The organism is Burkholderia sp. Bp9142 (genome assembly GCF_003853415.1).
In the GTDB taxonomy this organism is placed as follows: Bacteria; Pseudomonadota; Gammaproteobacteria; order Burkholderiales; family Burkholderiaceae; genus Burkholderia.
The window spans coordinates 1-16,349 of record NZ_QTPP01000009.1; the positions used below are offsets into that span (position 1 = coordinate 1).

Consider the following 16,349-nt stretch of genomic DNA (forward strand, 5'->3'; position numbering starts at 1 on the left):
GCGCACATCACGGTGAACAAGAACGCGATCCCGAACGATCCGGAAAAGCCGTTCGTGACGAGCGGCATCCGCCTGGGTTCGCCGGCGATGACGACGCGCGGTTTTGGCGCGGCGGAAGCCGAACAGGTCGGCAACCTGATTGCCGACGTGCTGGAAGCGCCGGAAGATGCGGCGACGATCGAGCGCGTGCGCGCGCAAGTGGCCGAGCTGACCAAGCGTTTCCCGGTCTATCGCTGATCCAGCATGCGCTGCCCGTTCTGCCGGCATGAAGACACGCAGGTCGTCGACTCGCGCGTGTCCGAAGATGGCGCCGCGATTCGTCGGCGCCGTCGCTGCTCGGCTTGCGACAAGCGCTTCACGACGTACGAGCGGGTCGAGCTGAATCTGCCGGCCGTCGTGAAGAAGGACGGCAGCCGCACGGAATTCGACCGCCGCAAGATCGTCGCCAGCATGCAACTCGCGCTGCGCAAGCGCCCGGTTGCGGCTGACGCGATCGACGCGGCGGTCGCCCGCATCGAATATCAACTGCTCGCGACCGGCGAGCGTGAAGTGCGTAGCGAGAAGCTCGGCGAACTCGTGATGAACGAGTTGCGCGGTCTCGATACGATTGCCTATGTCCGTTTCGCATCGGTTTACCGCCGGTTCGAGGACGTTTCCGAATTTGCCGACGTGATCGAAGAGTTCCGTCGCGCGTCCCCCTCCAAGCCTCCGCGTAAGCGCTGACGCGCTGCGTTCGTTCATCGTCTTCTCCGTGGGTTCGGTTCGTGCCGATTGTGTCGGCCGCGATCGCATGTCGCCAGTCGGCCGTCCGGCCAATGGCGCGTGTTCGCTCGCGTCGCTACAGTCGTCGCATCACGTTGACGGAGGGCGATGGCGATGGGACTGCACCGGCAGGCCGTTGAAAAAAGCATGCGATGCTGCGGCGGCTTCACGCTCGTCGAGTTGATGGTGGCGATCGCGCTGGCGGCCGCGATCGGACTTTACGCAGCCCCTGCATTCGATCAGTGGCGCATGCGCGAACGCGTGGATGCCCGCTCTCGCGCGCTGCTCGGTGCGCTGTCGTTCGCGCGCACCGAGGCGGCGCGTCTCGGCGTGCGCGTCACGCTGTGCAGGGCCGGGCGCGACGGCGACTGCGTGCGTTCCGGCGAGCGGTGCGACCCGGCGGAATGGTCGTGCGGCTGGATCGTCAGCGGGCAGTTCGACGGGCGGTCGCGCGTGCTGCGGCGCTATCCGAGCGATGTCGACATCGCTGTCGCGGGCGCCGCGCACGATCTGGCGTTCGCGCCGCCGGCGGGCCAGGTGATCGGCGGGATCAGGCGTTTCGAATTGCGTCCGCAGCGCGCGTTGTCCGGCGACGACGCACGCGTGTCGCGTTGCGTCCGGATCGCGGCGGGCGGCCGGGCGCGCGTCGTCGCCGGTCGTTGCGACGCGGCATGAAGCGCGCGCGCAGGTTGATGCACGGCACGTCGCTGCTCGAAGCGGTGCTGGCCCTCGCGCTGCTCGCGGCCGTGATGCTGGCCGTGGCCGGCAGCCAACTCGCGATGACGCGCGCGCAGCGGGCGACGATCTGGCGTGAACGTGCGCTGTGGCTGGCCGACGCACGCATCGAGCGCCGGCACGCCGGCGCAGACGCTGGCGATGGCATCGCGGCGCTCGCGGCCGCGTCGTTGCCCGGCGGCACGATGACGCTCGACGGCGGGCCGGGCGGTATCCGCTACGTGATGGTCGGCTGGCGCGACGCCGACGCGGCGGCGTCGACGCGATGCGAAGGCGCCGCGGTAACGTTGAAGCCGCCGTCGTGCGTGCGGATTCCGTTTCAGGAGGCCGAGGCCAATGCCAATACCGATGACCGCTGATCGCCGCATCCGCGCGCATACGCTGCTCGAAGTGCTGATCGCGATGACCGTCGGTCTGCTCGTGCTTGCCGCCGCCGGTGCGCTGTATCACGCCCAGCGCGTCGCGCAGCGGCGCGCGGAAGACGGGTTCCGGATGCGCGACGCGGCCGCGACCGCATTGATGCTGATCGGCCAGCAGATCCAGATGGCCGGGTTTCGCCCGCTCGATGTCGAAGGTGCGTCGTCGTTGCCGCCGGTGTTCGGCTGTTCCGCGGGGCGCGTGCGAGGCGATGGCACACAGGTGCGCTGCGAAGCCGTGCGCGCAGCATCGGATGCGGTGCTGGTCCGGTATGTCGGCGACGCCGTGTCGACGTGGCCGACGATCAGCGCCCAGGTGTCGGATTGTCTCGGGCAGGGTGTCGGCCCCCCCGGTGAGCGGCCGCTCGTGGAAAACCGGTTCGACGCGCATGTCAGTCCGTCGACGGGCGAGCCCGAGCTGTACTGCGAGGGAAGCGGGCGCCCCGGTACGCCGCAACCCGTCGTGTCCGGGATCGACCAGTTGCGCGTGCGTTATCTGCGTCGTGCAGGCACGCAGTTCGTCGACGCGCACGCGATGGAGGCCGACGACTGGCGCGATGTCGTCGCCGTACATGTGTGCGTGCGAGCCCGCGGCGAACCGATGCATGAGCCAGCGCGTCATGTCGATTGTGATGGTCGCACCGCCGTTGCGCGGGACGGTCGCGCGCATCTGGTGCTGCATCGAATCGTCGCGTTGCGAAACGCCGAGCCTGCAACTGTCGATCCCGTTCGCGATGCGGCGAACGTCCGTGAGGCGTTCCGATGATCCACGCAAACCGGCGCTTCGTTGCGCCCACGATGCGAATCGCGGCAGGACGTGCGCGGCGGCGTGCCGTGGCGTCTCGCGGCACGCAGCGCTCGGCGGGGGCATCATGCCGAGCCGCGGAGTAACGTGTTTTCCATCGGCCAGCCGCGGCTGGCGTCGCGACGCCGGCCTTGCACTGCCTGCGGTGATCGCCGTCGGTGCGGCGGTCGCGGCGCTGACCGGCACATGGTTCGAATCCGCCCTGACGGAATCGCGCCGCACGCGTGCGTTGTCGGACCGGCTGATTGCATTCCACGCGGCCGATGCGGCACTGGCGGCCTGCACCGGACGACTGCTTCGCGGCGGGGCGCCGTACGTGGACGAATCCGCATCGCCCGCCGAACCGGATGCATGGCGACGTACGCCTGCGCTGGGCGCCGCCGAGGCATTCGCGCCGTTCGCCTCGTGGCCGATGGCGGCGCAGCCGCCCCGTTGCCTGATCGAGGCGTGGCGAGGCGTCGGTCCGCAAGGTAGTCGTGCTTACCTCGTCACCGCGCGTGGCGTCGGCGGCCATGCGTCGAGCGTGGTCTGGCTGCAGAGCCAGGTCGCGCTGCGCGACGGACGCATCGTTGCGCAGCGCTGGCGTCGCGTCGCGGCGGTGCATCGATGAACGGGCCTGTACTGATGCATCGATCGGCGGCGTTCACGTTGCTCGAGCTGATGATCGTACTCGCGATCGTCGCCGTACTGGCCGGGTGGGGCATCCCGTCGTATCGCGAGCATGTCGCCCGCATGCATCGCACGTCCGCGGTTGCCGCGCTGTATCGCGCTGCCCAGTATCTCGAAATGCTCGACGGCCCGCTGCCGCGGACGTTGCCGGACGCCTATGCGCGGGCGCCGCCGGACGGGCCGGCCGTCTATCGCGTGGCGCTGCAGCGATCGGTTGGCGACGATGCGCCGGTCGTCTATGAACTCGTTGCGAGCCCGCTCGATGCAGGGCCGATGCGCGACGACGCATGCGGCGCATTCACGCTGCGTTCGGACGGGACGAAGGGCAATGCGGGATCGCGTGACGGAGAGACCGATGCACGGGAGCGGACATGCTGGGCCGCGCGTTGATCACGCCGGCAACGCACGGAAAGCCCACGAAAAACGCGCAACGGCCCGGGGCCGTGCGCGTCTGTCATCACGTGTCAGTCGTCGTTCGCGGCAGTTTCGCGCTCGTCGCGCGACTGTTTCCAGATCCGGTAGACCTCCCATGCGGCGAAGCCGACGGTGCCCCACTTCAGCGCGGGGCCCGCGCTCGCGCGCAGCAGCGAGCGAACGGGTTTCGCCAGCACGAGCGACGCGAGCGAACTCAACATCGGATACTGGTTGACGAGTTGGCCGAGGCTCGCGTTCAGGTTCCTGGCGGACTGGCTGAACTTGCTGCCCGACAGGCCGGGGATGAACACCTTGAGCCAACTGAAGCGCGTGACCGCGTGGCGCATTTCGGCGGCGGCTTCGGCAAGCTCGAGCCGCTCGACCTCGGATCGCAGGATCAGCAATTCCTTGCGGAGCGCGCGATGCTGCGATGCGCTCCAGTTCGATCGCGACGGATGGGGGCGGGGTGAATTGCCCGTGACGTTCTGGCTCATGGCGCGTCGGCGAAGTAGGTGAGAGGGGCGAACGCGACTGCGTTCACGACTTGCCGCGGAAAATTTCGCGGTCTTTCTCGAGCTCGGCGAGCGTGGTCTCGAACACGGTCGGCGCTTCGCGCAGGCCCGAGCGCGCCTTCAGCGCGCATACGATGCCGGCGATCGCGTACAGCGCGGTGATGGCCGCGAGCGACTGCCAGCGATAGGTGTCCCAGAACGCGATCGCGACGAGCACGGTCAGGCTGATCAGCGCCATCGTCGCGAGCATCATGGCCGCGAGCCCGAGGAACAGCACGCCCATCAGGCGTTCCTTCTCCTCGGCGAGTTCGATGCCGACGAGTTCGAGGCGCGTCTGCAGGAGGCCGATCGCGGAGCCGACGAGGCGGCGCAGCGGTCCCTGGCCGGACGGCTGCGGGTGGGTGTCTGTCGTCATGGATGAGGCGCTTGCGCGCGCAGTGAGCGGCTAGGTCGAAGCCGGCCGGCGGCGAACCGCCGGCCGGCTTCGGCACCCATGCGCCGCACCGGGCGGCACATGGGGAGGAACGGCGCCGAGCGCGTTACTTGCGGTTGACCAGCAGGCCGATCAGCACGCCGACGCCGGCGGCGACGCCGATCGACGTCCACGGATGCTCGTGCACGTAGTCGTCGGTCGCGCGCGCGGCCTTCTTGCCTTTCTCGACCACCACGACCTGGACGTCGGTTGCCTTTTCCTTGGCCTGCTTCAGGCGCGACATGGCTTTCTCGCGCAACTCGGCCGCACGGTCGCCCGTGCTGCTCGCCGCTTGCTTGAGCAGATCCTCGGCGTCCGCGAGAACGGTTTTGATATCCGACATCAGTTTCTCCTTGTTGATTTCCGACATTGCAACTCCCTTCATGCTGTCATGCTGCAGGTTCACATCGTAGCGAAACCCCTGCCTGCTGGCGAGCCGGGACGACACACGGCGGCGGCGCAAGATCGCATGGTAAACGACTCGTAATCGACTCGTAATCATCAACAGAGCCGCAAACCGTGCGAAAAGTTTCCACCGTGGCCGTCCGTCCTGCCCCGACACCGGGTAAAAATGACAAAAAAGTATGAATATCAAACGGAATAATCGTTCGCACGGCCCATTGCTTCCCGTAAGCTGATGGACTTTCCCGCGCCACCCAGCGCGCGGTTTCAACCAGCATCGTTCGAGGAGGGAACATCATGAGTCTGCGTCTTGGCGACATCGCACCGGATTTCGAGCAGGAATCGAGCCTGGGCCCCATCAAGTTTCACGAGTGGCTGGGCGACAGCTGGGGTGTCCTGTTTTCGCACCCGGCCGACTACACGCCGGTGTGCACGACCGAGCTCGGGCTGACCTCGAAGCTGAAGGGCGAGTTCGAGAAACGCAACGTGAAGGTGATCGCGCTGTCGGTCGACGGCGTCGAATCGCACCAGGGCTGGATCAACGACATCAACGAAACGCAGTCGACGGTCGTCGGTTTCCCGATCATCGCCGACGCGGACCGCAAGGTTTCGCAACTGTATGACATGATCCACCCGAACGCGAACGAAACGCTGACGGTCCGCTCGCTGTTCGTGATCGACCCGAACAAGAAGGTGCGGCTCACCATCACCTATCCGGCCAGCACCGGGCGCAACTTCGACGAAGTGCTGCGCGTGATCGACTCGCTGCAACTGACCGACAACTACAAGGTCGCGACGCCCGGCAACTGGAAGGACGGCGACGACGTCGTGATCGTGCCGTCGCTGCAGGATCCGGAAGAACTGAAGAAGCGCTTCCCGAAGGGCTTCAACGCGGTGCGTCCGTACCTGCGCCTCACGCCGCAGCCGAACAAGTAAGCAGCGGCTGACGCATCGGCGGCGCGTGACGAACGCGCGCGCCGATGAAAAACGGCCCGCCCGGCAGCGATGCCGGGCGGGCCGTGTCGTTTCGGCGGCGACGATGCGACGCGAAGCGCGCCACGTATCGCACGCGAATGATCAGAAGAATGCCTGGATGCCCGTCTGTGCGCGGCCGAGGATCAGCGCGTGGATGTCGTGCGTGCCTTCGTAGGTGTTGACCACTTCGAGGTTCACGAGGTGGCGCGCGACGCCGAATTCGTCCGAGATGCCGTTGCCGCCGAGCATGTCGCGCGCGAGCCGCGCGATATCGAGCGCCTTGCCGCACGAGTTGCGTTTCATGATCGACGTGATCTCGACGGCCGCCGTGCCTTCGTCCTTCATCCGGCCGAGACGCAGCACGCCCTGCAGGCCGAGCGTGATCTCGGTCTGCATGTCGGCGAGCTTCTTCTGGATCAGCTGGTTCGCGGCGAGCGGGCGGCCGAACTGCTTGCGATCGAGCACGTACTGGCGCGCGGTGTGCCAGCAGGACTCGGCCGCGCCCAGCGCGCCCCAGGCGATCCCGTAGCGCGCCGAGTTCAGGCACGTGAACGGGCCGCGCAGGCCGCTCACGTTCGGCATCAGGTTCTCTTCGGGCACGAACACCTCGTCGAGGACGATCTCGCCGGTGATCGACGCGCGCAGCCCGACCTTGCCGTGGATCGCGGGCGCCGACAGGCCCTTCCAGCCTTTCTCGAGGATGAAGCCGCGGATCGCGTCCTGGCCGTTTTCTTCCAGCTTCGCCCACACGACGAACACGTCGGCGATCGGCGAGTTCGTGATCCACATCTTCGCGCCGGACAGCGAATAGCCGCCGGGTACCTTCTTCGCGCGCGTGACCATGCTGCCCGGGTCGGAGCCGTGGTTCGGCTCGGTCAGCCCGAAGCAGCCGATCCATTCGCCGGTTGCGAGCTTCGGCAGGTATTTCTGCTTCTGCGCATCGGAGCCGAATTCGAAGATCGGCACCATCACGAGCGACGACTGCACGGACATCATCGAGCGGTAGCCGGAGTCGACGCGCTCGACCTCGCGCGCAATCAGGCCGTAGTTCACGTAACTGAGGCCGGGGCCGCCGTATTCTTCCGGAATCGTCGGGCCGAGCAGTCCGACTTCACCCATCTCGCGGAAGATCTCGGCGTCGGTGCGTTCATGGCGGAACGCCTCGGTGACGCGCGGCGCGAGCTTGTCCTGCGCGTATGCGTGCGCGGCATCGCGCACCATCCGCTCTTCTTCGGTCAGTTGCTGGTCGAGCAGCAGCGGATCGTCCCAATGAAAAGTTGCGGCGCCCATCGTGTCATCTCCTGTCTGTCGAGTCCCGTGCCGGCGGCTTCGTCGCCTGGGCCGATGTCTAAAGTTCGCTTGACTGAAGTTCCGCTGTGCGGAACAATGTTTTGCAAATCGAACCCAGTGTAGCATCAGATGACGCTTTCAACCATCGACGAAACCACGATCGACGAACGCAAGTTCGTCGTTGCGCTCGCGCGCGGGCTCGACCTGCTGCGCGCATTCCGGCCCGGCGAGACGATGCTCGGCAATCGCGACTTCGCGGAGCGCACCGGGCTGCCGAAGGCGACGGTGAACCGGCTCGCCTATACGCTGACCGTGCTCGGCTACCTGCGCTACGACGAGACGCTCGGAAAGTATGCGCTCGACGCCGGCGTGCTGTCGCTCGGCTACGCGCTGCTGTCCGGCTCGGGGACGCTCGACCTCGCGCGGCCGCACATGCAGGCGCTCGCGCGCGAGATCGGCGCGGCTGTGTCGCTCGGCTGCCGCGACGGGCTCGACATGATCTACCTGGAGACGATCCGCAGCGAAACCGCGCTGACGCTCGGGCTCGCGCCCGGCTCGCGGCTGTCGATGCTGACGAGCTCGATGGGGCGCGCGTACCTGGCCGTGCAGCCGGAGGACGTGCGCCGCGCGCTCTATGCGGATCTGCACCGGGCGGCGGGCGGCGCGGCCGATGCGGATGCGCTCGTCGCGGCCGCGCAGGATGCGGTGGCCGAATTCTCCGCGGGCGGATGCTGCTATTCGTTCCGCGCATGGCACATGGACGTGAACGCGGCGGCCGTGCCGTTTCGCGAGCCGCGCGAGGGGCGCTGGCTGATCCTGAGCTGCAGCGGGCCTGCGTCGTCGATGGACGAGCAGGTGTTCCGCACGCAGGTCGGGCCGAAGCTGAAGGCGCTCGCGCAGCGGCTCGGGCAGACGGTCTGAGACGGACGCCGCGAGCACGCGCGTCGCCGGTTCTCCGGAACGGGGAAAGCGCGCGGCCGCCGGTTGCACCGCGCGCGAACCGCGCTCATCATCGTTGCCCGGCTTCCCGACATGACGAGGTTCGCGATGCCACACCCGGAAACGATGGAAGGCGGTTGCGCATGCGGTTCGATCCGCTACCGGATCGCCGGCATTCCGGCTGACGCAGGCTTTTGCCATTGCCGGCTCTGCCAGCGCACGACGGGCGCGGCGGTGGTCGCGTCGGCATCGGTGCCGATCGACGCATTCGAGTACCTGCAGGGCGAGCCGACGGTCTATGCGTCGAGCGCATGGGGCGAGCGGCGCTTCTGCGGCCGCTGCGGCGCGCAGCTCGAGTACCGGCTGGCCGATGCGCCGACGACCGTGGAAATCAACTATGCGACGCTTGACGAGCCGTCGCGGCTGCGTGCCGCGTGGCACGTCTGGTACGGGGCCCGTTTCCCGGGCATCGAGATCGACGACGATCTGCCGAAATACGACGACGGTGGACGAGCGTAGGCGGCCGTCGGCGTCGATGCGCCGCCAGCGAATCCGCGAGCAGGCGCGTTCGATCTTGCCGCGCGAGCGGACCAGGAACCGGCCGGCATCGGGTGACGAGGCACGCTGACACCCGATTCCTGCAGCAATACGACATCGCAATCCGCCGTCCGGCGCGCCTGTCAGTCACGCGCCCGGCTCAGGCCGTGACGACCTTCGCGAACACCGGCCCCTGCATGAACCGCACGTCGTGCTGGCGCAGCAGCTCGCACTGCGTCTCGTCGACGACGCCGTCGAAAATCAGCGGAATCCTCACGCGCTGCGCATACGCGACCAGCGCCTTCACCATCCCGTCGCGCAGCGCGATGCCCGCATCGATCTTGATGTAGTCGGGCCGCGCCATCTCCGATTCGACCGCGAGGATCCGGCCCGGGTCGGGCAGCTTGTCCGCGACCTTGAAGCCGTGATGCTGGTAGCTGCGCGTCAGGTAGCCGAGGAAGGTCTTGTGCGCGACCGCGACCGCCGGCAGCTCGATCACGATCCGCTCGGTCGGCAGCCCGAAACGCTGCAGCACCGACGAGAAATGCTTCCCGTGGTCGTACTTCACGCTCTTGAGCAGCCGCTCGTGCACGCGCAGGAACAGCAGCCCGTGGCGTTGCGCGCCGAAGAAGTTGATCGCGTGCAGCGCGCGCGACAGCCGGTCGATCGCGACGAGCGCCTGGTCGTCGACGGCCGAGTCGACCGGGTCGTGCGGGGCGCCCGTGACCAGCGTGACGGCCTGGAAGCCGAGCTCGTCGCCGTAGCGCTCGATCGCATCCGCGAACGACGTCGACTGCGGTGCGCCGGGCATCGTCACGTCGTAGATGGGTTCGTAGGCGCTCGCGAGCGTGCGCTCCGGCAGATGTGCGCACGCGGTGCCGCCCTCGGCGAGCGCAAGGTGTTCCCGCAGATACGGCAGTTGCCCGGCACGGACGACCAGCTCGGGAATGTTGGGCGGAATCATCGGCGTGGGAAGGAAAAATGGCGGCCGAAAGGGCCGCCTCATGTCTCGATATTAGCAGCGCGCGCCCGGCTCGGCTTGGCGTTTCGCTCATATGGTTATCCCATCCCCGAGACGATGGCTAGGGTTTACGTTGATTTCACTATTCGTAATTGGTTTTACTATTCGTAAATCTAAGGATGTGTCGCCGATCAAGAAAAGCGGCGTTCGGGCGCCCGGAGCGGCGTCGTGTCCCGAATCGAATCAACAGGAAGCAAGGAGCGAGACGTGGCGGGTGACAGGAAGTGGGCTGAGCAGGGCGGGCCGCGACAGCGGCGGGCAACGGGCGTGGGCGGAACGACGGGTCGCGCGCCGGCGTGCGCGCGGCAGGGCTGAGGAGCGGATGGCGACCATGAGCATCGATTACCAGACGCTGAAGTTCGACTACCGGCCGCGCGCGGCGCGCGCCGCCGAAGACGACACGGCCATCCGCCCGGTGATCGTCGTCGGCGCGGGCCCGGTGGGCCTGTCGGCCGCGATCGACCTGGCGCAGCAAGGCGTGCCGGTCATGCTGCTCGACGACGACGACACGCTGTCGACGGGCTCGCGTGCGATCTGCTTCGCGAAGCGCACGCTCGAGATCTTCGACCGGCTCGGCTGCGGCGAGCGCTTCGTCGACAAGGGGGTGAGCTGGCACGTCGGCAAGGTGTTCCTGCAGGACGAACAGCTGTACGCGTTCGACCTGCTGCCGGAGGAAGGGCATGCGCGCCCCGCGTTCATCAACCTGCAGCAGTACTACGTCGAAGGCTATCTGGCCGAGCGCGCGTTCGAGCTGCCGAATCTGGAGATTCGCTGGAAGCACAAGGTGACGGGCGTCGCGCAGTCGGCGGACCACGCGGCGCTGACCGTCGAGACGCCGGAAGGCATCGAGACGCTGCGCGCGCAGTACGTGATCGCGGCCGACGGCTCGCGCAGCCCGATGCGCGCGGCGATGGGCCTCGAGAGCCGCGGCCGCACGTTCAAGGACCGCTTCCTGATCGCCGACGTGAAGATGAAGGCGGAATTCCCGACCGAGCGCTGGTTCTGGTTCGATCCGCCGTTTCACCGCAACCAGTCGGTGCTGCTGCACCGCCAGCCCGACAACGTGTGGCGGATCGACTTCCAGCTTGGCTGGGACGCCGATCCGGTCGCCGAGAAGCAGCCGGAGCGCGTGATCCCGCGCGTACGCGCGCTGCTCGGGGCGGACGTCGAGTTCGAACTGGAATGGGTGAGCGTCTATACGTTCCGCTGCCAGCGGATGGATACGTTCCGGCACGGCCGCGTGCTGTTCGCCGGCGATTCCGCGCACGGCGTGTCGCCGTTCGGCGCGCGCGGCGCGAACAGCGGCGTGCAGGACGCGGACAACCTCGCGTGGAAGCTGAAGCTCGTGCTCGACGGCCGCGCGGACGACCGCCTGCTCGACACCTATGCGAGCGAGCGCGAGTTCGCGGCCGACGAGAACATCCGCAATTCGACGCGCTCGACCGACTTCATCACGCCGAAGAGCGCGGTGTCGCGCGTGTTCCGCGACGCGACGCTGAAGCTCGCGCGCGACTGCGAGTTCGCGCGCAAGCTCGTGAACAGCGGCCGCCTGTCGGTGCCGGCCGTGCTGGCCGATTCGCCGCTGAACACGCCGGACCGCAACGGCGACGCGTTCGCGTGCGCGATGCGCGCGGGTGCCGCGGCAGCCGATGCGCCGGTGCGCGCGCAGGGCGCGTCGGGCTGGCTGCTGCGGCATCTGGGCGACGGCTTCGCGGGCGTGCTGTTCGGGCTGCCGGGAGACGCGGCCGCGCTCGTGCAGGCGCTCGACGGCCTCGCGCTGCCGGTGCGGCCCGTGCTGGTCGTGCCGGCCGGGCAGGCGCAACCGGTGGCCGGTGTCGACGTCGTGGAGGACGTCGACGGTTTCGCCGCGCAGCGCTACGACGCGAAGCCCGGCACGTTCTACCTGCTGCGCCCCGACCAGCACGTGTGCGCACGGATGCGCACGCTCGATCGCCAGGCGATCGCCGACGCACTGGCGCGCGCGACCTGCGCACGCTGACCATCGCATTGGACACGACAACGACACCGGAGACACCCGTCATGCCCCGACTCGACACCCGCCCGCGCCTGGCCGACCCGGACGCGTTCTACGAAGCGCTGATCGACATGCATCGCGACCTGTCGGACGCCGACAGCCAGCTCGTCAACGCGAAGCTGATCCTGCTGCTCGCGAACCAGATCGGCGACGCCGACGTGCTGCGCGAAGCGATGGCGCTCGCGCGCCAGGGCGTGAGCCCGCCCGTGCATCCGGCCGCCGAGGTTGCGCAATGAGCGCGGCGCCGGCCGACGCGCGCGTGCTCGAAGTCGAGCGCGTGATCGACGAGACCCATCGCCCGGCCTTTCACTGGATGCTGCTCGTGCTGTGCGGGCTGTGCCTCGTGATCGACGGCTTCGACGCGCAGGCGATGGGTTATGTCGCGCCCAGCGTGATCGCCGAATGGGGCGTGCCGAAGCAGGCGCTTGGGCCCGTGTTCAGCGCGAGCCTGTTCGGGATGCTGCTTGGCGCGCTCGGGCTGTCGGTGCTGGCCGACCGGATCGGGCGGCGCCCGGTGCTGATCGGCGCGACGCTGTTTTTCGCGGTGACGATGCTCGCGACCCCGTTCGCGGGCTCGATCCCGGTGCTGATGGCGCTGCGCTTCGTCACGGGCCTGGGCCTCGGCTGCATCATGCCGAACGCGATGGCGCTGGTCGGCGAGTTCAGCCCGGCCGTGCATCGCGTGAAGCGGATGATGATCGTGTCGTGCGGCTTCACGCTCGGCGCCGCGATCGGCGGCTTCATCAGCGCCGCGCTGATTCCGGCGCTCGGCTGGCGCTCGGTGTTCTTCGTCGGCGGCGCGGTGCCGCTGGTGCTGACGCTCGCGATGTTCGCGCGCCTGCCCGAGTCGCTGCAGTTCCTGGTGCTGAAAGGGCGCGACGCGCAGGCACGCGCGTGGCTCGCGCGCTTCGCGCCGCAGGCCGGCATCGATGCGAGCACGCGCGTCGTCGTGCGCGAGCGCGCGGCGAGCGGCGCGCCGGTCGCCGAGCTGTTCCGCGATGGCCGCCGGCCGGTCACGCTGCTGCTGTGGGCCATCAGCTTCATGAACCTGATCGATCTGTACTTCCTGTCGAACTGGCTGCCGACCGTGATGCGCGATGCGGGTTATGCGCCGGGCACGGCAGTGATCGTCGGCACGGTGCTGCAGACGGGCGGCGTGGTCGGCACGCTGTCGCTCGGCTGGTTCATCGAACGCCACGGCTTCGTGCGTGTGCTGTTCGCGTGCTTCGCCTGCGCGGCCGTCTCGGTCGGACTGATCGGCTCGGTCGCGCATGCGCTGCCGTGGCTGCTGCTCGTCGTGTTCGCGGGCGGCTTCTGCGTGGTCGGCGGGCAGCCGGCCGTGAACGCGCTCGCGGGCCAGTATTACCCGACGTCGCTGCGCTCGACCGGCATCGGCTGGAGCCTCGGCATCGGCCGGATCGGCTCGGTGCTCGGGCCGCTCGTCGGCGGACAACTGATTGCGCTCAACTGGACCAACGGCGCGCTGTTCCATGCGGCCGCGGTGCCGGTGCTGTGCTCGGCGCTGTTCGTGCTGGGACTGGCCGGCGTCACGCGGCGCAACGGCGCGCAGGCGCCGAACGCCGCCATGAATTGATGGAGAAAGGAAACGATGACGCTTGACCTGTCGAAACCGGCGAGAGCCGGCTACCTGAGCGGTTTCGCGAACGAATTCGCGACCGAGGCGCTGCCCGGCGCGCTGCCGCACGGCCGCAACTCGCCGCAGCGCGCACCCTACGGGCTGTATGCGGAGCAGCTGTCGGGCACCGCGTTTACCGCGCCGCGCAGCCACAACCGCCGCTCGTGGCTGTACCGGATCCGGCCGGCGGCCGTGCACCGGCCGTTCGAGCCGTTCACGGGCCCGCAGCGGCTCGTGTCGGAATTCGGCGACTCGGCCGACGTGCCGCCGACGCCGCCGAACCAGCTGCGCTGGGATCCGCTGCCGATGCCGGTCGAGCCGACCGATTTCGTCGAAGGGCTCGTGACGATGGCCGGCAACGGCTCGGCGGCCGCGATGAACGGCTGCGCGATCCACCTGTATGCGGCGAACCGCTCGATGCAGGACCGCTTCTTCTACAGCGCCGACGGCGAACTGCTGATCGTGCCGCAGCAGGGACGGCTCTTCATCGCGACTGAATTCGGCCGGCTCGACGTCGAGCCGTTCGAGATCGCGGTGATCCCGCGCGGCGTGCGTTTCTCCGTCGCGCTGCCGGACGGCGACGCGCGCGGCTACATCTGCGAGAACTTCGGCGCGCTGCTGCGCCTGCCGGACCTCGGCCCGATCGGCTCGAACGGGCTCGCGAACCCGCGCGACTTCCTCACGCCGCAGGCCGCGTACGAGGATCGCGAAGGCGCGTTCGAGCTGGTCGCGAAGCTGAACGGGCGCCTCTGGCGCGCGGACATCGGCCATTCGCCGTTCGACGTCGTCGCGTGGCACGGCAACTACGCGCCGGTCAAATACGACCTGCGCCTGTTCAACACCATCGGCTCGATCAGCTATGACCATCCCGATCCGTCGATCTTCCTCGTGCTGCAGTCGCCCAGCGACACGCCGGGCGTCGACTCGATCGACTTCGTGATCTTCCCGCCGCGCTGGCTCGCGGCCGAGGATACGTTCCGCCCGCCCTGGTTCCACCGCAACGTCGCGAGCGAATTCATGGGGCTGGTGCACGGCGCGTACGACGCAAAGGCCGAGGGCTTCGTGCCGGGCGGCGCGAGCCTGCACAACTGCATGTCGGGCCACGGGCCCGACGCGGACACCTTCGAGAAGGCGTCCGCGAGCGACACGACGAAGCCGCACAAGGTCGACGCGACGATGGCGTTCATGTTCGAAACCCGCACGCTGATCCGGCCGACGCGCTACGCGCTCGACACCGCGCAGCTGCAGGCCGACTACTTCGAATGCTGGCAAGGCATCAAGAAACACTTCAATCCGGAGCAGCGATGAGCGACACCCAAGACTGGCGCGCGACGCTCGACCCGGCTCGCAAGAGCTGGGTCGAGACGGCGAACGATCCCGCCTGCGATTTCCCGATCCAGAACCTGCCGTTCGGGATCTTCAGCGACGCGAAGCAGGCGGCGCGCCGTGCGGGCGTCGCGCTCGGCGACCAGGTCGTCGACCTCGCCGCGCTTGCGCGCGCGGGCCTCGTGACGCTGCCGGCCGGCGCCGACGTGTTCGCCGTGCCGACGCTCAACGCGTTCATCGCGCTCGGCCGCGACGCATGGCGCAGCGTGCGCGTGCAGCTGTCCGACCTGTTCTCGCGCGACCACGCGCGGCTGCGCGATGATGCCGCGCTGCGCGCGCAGGTGCTCGTCGCGCAGCGCGACGCGACGCTGCATCTGCCGGTCGACATTCCCGGCTACACCGATTTTTATTCGTCGAAGGAACACGCGACCAACGTCGGCTCGATGTTCCGCGATCCGAAGAATGCGCTCCTGCCGAACTGGTCGGAGATGCCGATCGGCTACAACGGCCGCGCGTCGTCGGTGGTCGTGAGCGGCACGCCGGTGCGGCGCCCGAACGGGCAACTGAAGCTGCCCGACCAGGAGCGTCCGGTGTTCGGTGCGTGCCGCAAGCTCGACATCGAGCTGGAGACGGGTTTCATCGTCGGCCGCGGCAACGCGCTTGGCGAACCGATCGCGTGCGAGGACGCCGAAGCGCACATCTTCGGGATGGTGCTGCTGAACGACTGGAGCGCGCGCGACATCCAGCAGTGGGAATACGTGCCGCTCGGCCCGTTCAACGCGAAGACCTTCGCGACGACGATCTCGCCGTGGATCGTCACGCTCGACGCGCTCGAACCGTTCCGCGTCGCGCAGCCCGAGCAGTCGCCGCAGCCGCTCGCATATCTGCGGCACGCGGGCAGGCACGCGTTCGACATCGCGCTCGAAGTGACGCTGCGCGTGGAGGGGGCCGCCGAAGCGACGTCGATCTGCCGGACCAACTTCAGGCACATGTACTGGACGATGGCGCAGCAGCTTGCGCATCACACGGTCGCGGGCTGCAACACGCGCGTCGGCGACCTGATGGGTTCGGGGACGATCAGCGGGCCGACCCGGGATGCGTTCGGCAGCCTGCTCGAGCTGACGTGGAACGGCAAGGAGCCGCTCGCGCTGAACGGTGGCGGCAGCCGCGCGTTCATCGAGGACGGCGACGAACTCACGCTCGCGGGCTGGTGCCAGGGCGATGGCTATCGCGTCGGCTTCGGCGCGTGTGCAGGCAAGATCCTGCCGGCGCGCAGCGCGTAATACGTAACACGCAACGTGTGATCCGTAAGGACAGGGCGGCCCGCATTGCGCGGGCCGCTTTCGTTTTGCCGGCGAGCGGCGGTGCGTGTGCGCTTGTGCGTACCGATGCGTGGCGCCGCG

Annotated in this window: 19 protein-coding genes and 1 pseudogene; 15 read left to right on the forward strand and 5 right to left on the reverse strand. The window is 68.3% G+C overall.

Going from position 1 to position 16,349, the window contains the following annotated elements; genetic code table 11:
• The 7 genes and pseudogenes from glyA to DIE22_RS12195 form a co-directional block, all read left to right on the forward strand.
• Positions 1-237: pseudogene (gene glyA / locus DIE22_RS12165) on the forward strand (serine hydroxymethyltransferase); the annotation flags it as partial.
• A 6-nt stretch (positions 238-243) separates the two neighbouring features.
• A complete protein-coding gene (gene nrdR, locus DIE22_RS12170; protein WP_006760615.1) occupies positions 244-723 on the forward strand; it encodes a transcriptional regulator NrdR in 480 nt (159 codons plus the stop codon).
• Positions 724-876: 153 nt separating this feature from the next.
• A complete protein-coding gene (locus DIE22_RS12175; protein WP_124496972.1) occupies positions 877-1,437 on the forward strand; it encodes a GspH/FimT family pseudopilin in 561 nt (186 codons plus the stop codon).
• A complete protein-coding gene (locus DIE22_RS12180) occupies positions 1,434-1,856 on the forward strand; it encodes a hypothetical protein (RefSeq protein WP_124605190.1) in 423 nt (140 codons plus the stop codon). Before DIE22_RS12175 ends, DIE22_RS12180 begins: the two co-directional genes overlap by 4 nt.
• Positions 1,846-2,679, forward strand: coding sequence for a PilW family protein (locus tag DIE22_RS12185; RefSeq protein WP_124605191.1), 834 nt, complete (start codon positions 1,846-1,848; stop codon positions 2,677-2,679). The genes DIE22_RS12180 and DIE22_RS12185 overlap by 11 nt, the downstream gene beginning before the upstream one ends.
• Positions 2,680-2,866: 187 nt before the next feature.
• On the forward strand, positions 2,867-3,328 hold the full coding sequence (locus tag DIE22_RS12190) for a pilus assembly protein (RefSeq protein ID WP_124496971.1): 462 nt from the start codon (positions 2,867-2,869) through the stop codon (positions 3,326-3,328).
• Positions 3,325-3,777 carry a type IV pilin protein gene (locus DIE22_RS12195; RefSeq protein WP_124605192.1) on the forward strand — a complete coding sequence of 151 codons (453 nt, stop codon included), beginning with the start codon at positions 3,325-3,327 and terminating at the stop codon, positions 3,775-3,777. The genes DIE22_RS12190 and DIE22_RS12195 overlap by 4 nt, the downstream gene beginning before the upstream one ends.
• 74 nt (positions 3,778-3,851) lie before the next feature.
• Here DIE22_RS12195 and DIE22_RS12200 read toward each other — a convergent pair whose 3' ends face one another.
• The 3 genes from DIE22_RS12200 to DIE22_RS12210 form a co-directional block, all read right to left on the reverse strand.
• Complete coding sequence (locus DIE22_RS12200) at positions 3,852-4,295, reverse strand: DUF3318 domain-containing protein (RefSeq protein WP_124496963.1); 444 nt, start codon at positions 4,293-4,295, stop codon at positions 3,852-3,854.
• 43 nt (positions 4,296-4,338) lie between these two features.
• Entirely contained in the window at positions 4,339-4,728 is a 390-nt protein-coding gene (locus tag DIE22_RS12205; protein ID WP_124496962.1) for a phage holin family protein, read from the reverse strand.
• A gap of 124 nt (positions 4,729-4,852) precedes the next feature.
• Positions 4,853-5,155: a YqjD family protein gene (locus DIE22_RS12210; RefSeq protein WP_124496970.1), complete on the reverse strand. Its 303-nt coding sequence runs from the start codon at positions 5,153-5,155 to the stop codon at positions 4,853-4,855.
• Positions 5,156-5,484: 329 nt separating this feature from the next.
• On the opposite strand from DIE22_RS12210, the gene DIE22_RS12215 reads away from it, so the two are divergent.
• Positions 5,485-6,123 carry a peroxiredoxin gene (locus DIE22_RS12215; RefSeq protein ID WP_124496961.1) on the forward strand — a complete coding sequence of 213 codons (639 nt, stop codon included), beginning with the start codon at positions 5,485-5,487 and terminating at the stop codon, positions 6,121-6,123.
• A gap of 141 nt (positions 6,124-6,264) precedes the next feature.
• On the opposite strand, the gene DIE22_RS12220 is transcribed toward DIE22_RS12215, so the two are convergent.
• Positions 6,265-7,452: an acyl-CoA dehydrogenase gene (locus DIE22_RS12220; protein ID WP_124496960.1), complete on the reverse strand. Its 1,188-nt coding sequence runs from the start codon at positions 7,450-7,452 to the stop codon at positions 6,265-6,267.
• Between the two features lie 129 nt (positions 7,453-7,581).
• Here DIE22_RS12220 and DIE22_RS12225 point away from each other — a divergent pair, with 129 nt between their 5' ends.
• Positions 7,582-8,373, forward strand: coding sequence for an IclR family transcriptional regulator (locus DIE22_RS12225; protein ID WP_124605193.1), 792 nt, complete (start codon positions 7,582-7,584; stop codon positions 8,371-8,373).
• A gap of 126 nt (positions 8,374-8,499) precedes the next feature.
• Positions 8,500-8,910, forward strand: coding sequence for a GFA family protein (locus tag DIE22_RS12230; RefSeq protein WP_124496958.1), 411 nt, complete (start codon positions 8,500-8,502; stop codon positions 8,908-8,910).
• A gap of 178 nt (positions 8,911-9,088) precedes the next feature.
• On the opposite strand, the gene DIE22_RS12235 is transcribed toward DIE22_RS12230, so the two are convergent.
• Positions 9,089-9,892: an EAL domain-containing protein gene (locus DIE22_RS12235; RefSeq protein ID WP_124496957.1), complete on the reverse strand. Its 804-nt coding sequence runs from the start codon at positions 9,890-9,892 to the stop codon at positions 9,089-9,091.
• 379 nt (positions 9,893-10,271) lie between these two features.
• On the opposite strand from DIE22_RS12235, the gene DIE22_RS12245 reads away from it, so the two are divergent.
• The 5 genes from DIE22_RS12245 to fahA are packed head-to-tail and all read left to right on the forward strand — an operon-like array spanning position 10,272 to position 16,229.
• Positions 10,272-11,948 (forward strand): FAD-dependent oxidoreductase, encoded by a 1,677-nt coding sequence (locus DIE22_RS12245; RefSeq protein WP_124605194.1) that lies wholly within the window; start codon positions 10,272-10,274, stop codon positions 11,946-11,948.
• Between the two features lie 41 nt (positions 11,949-11,989).
• On the forward strand, positions 11,990-12,220 hold the full coding sequence (locus DIE22_RS12250; protein ID WP_124496955.1) for a DUF2783 domain-containing protein: 231 nt from the start codon (positions 11,990-11,992) through the stop codon (positions 12,218-12,220).
• Complete coding sequence (locus tag DIE22_RS12255; protein ID WP_124605195.1) at positions 12,217-13,578, forward strand: MFS transporter; 1,362 nt, start codon at positions 12,217-12,219, stop codon at positions 13,576-13,578. The genes DIE22_RS12250 and DIE22_RS12255 overlap by 4 nt, the downstream gene beginning before the upstream one ends.
• A 15-nt stretch (positions 13,579-13,593) precedes the next feature.
• Positions 13,594-14,928: a homogentisate 1,2-dioxygenase gene (gene hmgA / locus DIE22_RS12260; protein WP_124496953.1), complete on the forward strand. Its 1,335-nt coding sequence runs from the start codon at positions 13,594-13,596 to the stop codon at positions 14,926-14,928.
• Positions 14,925-16,229 (forward strand): fumarylacetoacetase, encoded by a 1,305-nt coding sequence (gene fahA, locus DIE22_RS12265; protein ID WP_124496952.1) that lies wholly within the window; start codon positions 14,925-14,927, stop codon positions 16,227-16,229. Before hmgA ends, fahA begins: the two co-directional genes overlap by 4 nt.
• Positions 16,230-16,349 lie beyond the last annotated feature (120 nt).

Coding starts and splice junctions, on each gene's coding strand:
- nrdR (WP_006760615.1), top strand. CDS start 244: ATGCGCTGCCCGTTCTGCCGGCATGAAGACACGCAGGTCGTCGACTCG.
- DIE22_RS12175 (WP_124496972.1), top strand. CDS start 877: ATGGGACTGCACCGGCAGGCCGTTGAAAAAAGCATGCGATGCTGCGGC.
- DIE22_RS12180 (WP_124605190.1), top strand. CDS start 1,434: ATGAAGCGCGCGCGCAGGTTGATGCACGGCACGTCGCTGCTCGAAGCG.
- DIE22_RS12185 (WP_124605191.1), top strand. CDS start 1,846: ATGACCGCTGATCGCCGCATCCGCGCGCATACGCTGCTCGAAGTGCTG.
- DIE22_RS12195 (WP_124605192.1), top strand. CDS start 3,325: ATGAACGGGCCTGTACTGATGCATCGATCGGCGGCGTTCACGTTGCTC.
- DIE22_RS12200 (WP_124496963.1), bottom strand. CDS start 4,295: ATGAGCCAGAACGTCACGGGCAATTCACCCCGCCCCCATCCGTCGCGA.
- DIE22_RS12205 (WP_124496962.1), bottom strand. CDS start 4,728: ATGACGACAGACACCCACCCGCAGCCGTCCGGCCAGGGACCGCTGCGC.
- DIE22_RS12210 (WP_124496970.1), bottom strand. CDS start 5,155: ATGTCGGAAATCAACAAGGAGAAACTGATGTCGGATATCAAAACCGTT.
- DIE22_RS12215 (WP_124496961.1), top strand. CDS start 5,485: ATGAGTCTGCGTCTTGGCGACATCGCACCGGATTTCGAGCAGGAATCG.
- DIE22_RS12220 (WP_124496960.1), bottom strand. CDS start 7,452: ATGGGCGCCGCAACTTTTCATTGGGACGATCCGCTGCTGCTCGACCAG.
- DIE22_RS12225 (WP_124605193.1), top strand. CDS start 7,582: ATGACGCTTTCAACCATCGACGAAACCACGATCGACGAACGCAAGTTC.
- DIE22_RS12230 (WP_124496958.1), top strand. CDS start 8,500: ATGCCACACCCGGAAACGATGGAAGGCGGTTGCGCATGCGGTTCGATC.
- DIE22_RS12235 (WP_124496957.1), bottom strand. CDS start 9,892: ATGATTCCGCCCAACATTCCCGAGCTGGTCGTCCGTGCCGGGCAACTG.
- DIE22_RS12245 (WP_124605194.1), top strand. CDS start 10,272: ATGGCGACCATGAGCATCGATTACCAGACGCTGAAGTTCGACTACCGG.
- DIE22_RS12250 (WP_124496955.1), top strand. CDS start 11,990: ATGCCCCGACTCGACACCCGCCCGCGCCTGGCCGACCCGGACGCGTTC.
- DIE22_RS12255 (WP_124605195.1), top strand. CDS start 12,217: ATGAGCGCGGCGCCGGCCGACGCGCGCGTGCTCGAAGTCGAGCGCGTG.
- hmgA (WP_124496953.1), top strand. CDS start 13,594: ATGACGCTTGACCTGTCGAAACCGGCGAGAGCCGGCTACCTGAGCGGT.
- fahA (WP_124496952.1), top strand. CDS start 14,925: ATGAGCGACACCCAAGACTGGCGCGCGACGCTCGACCCGGCTCGCAAG.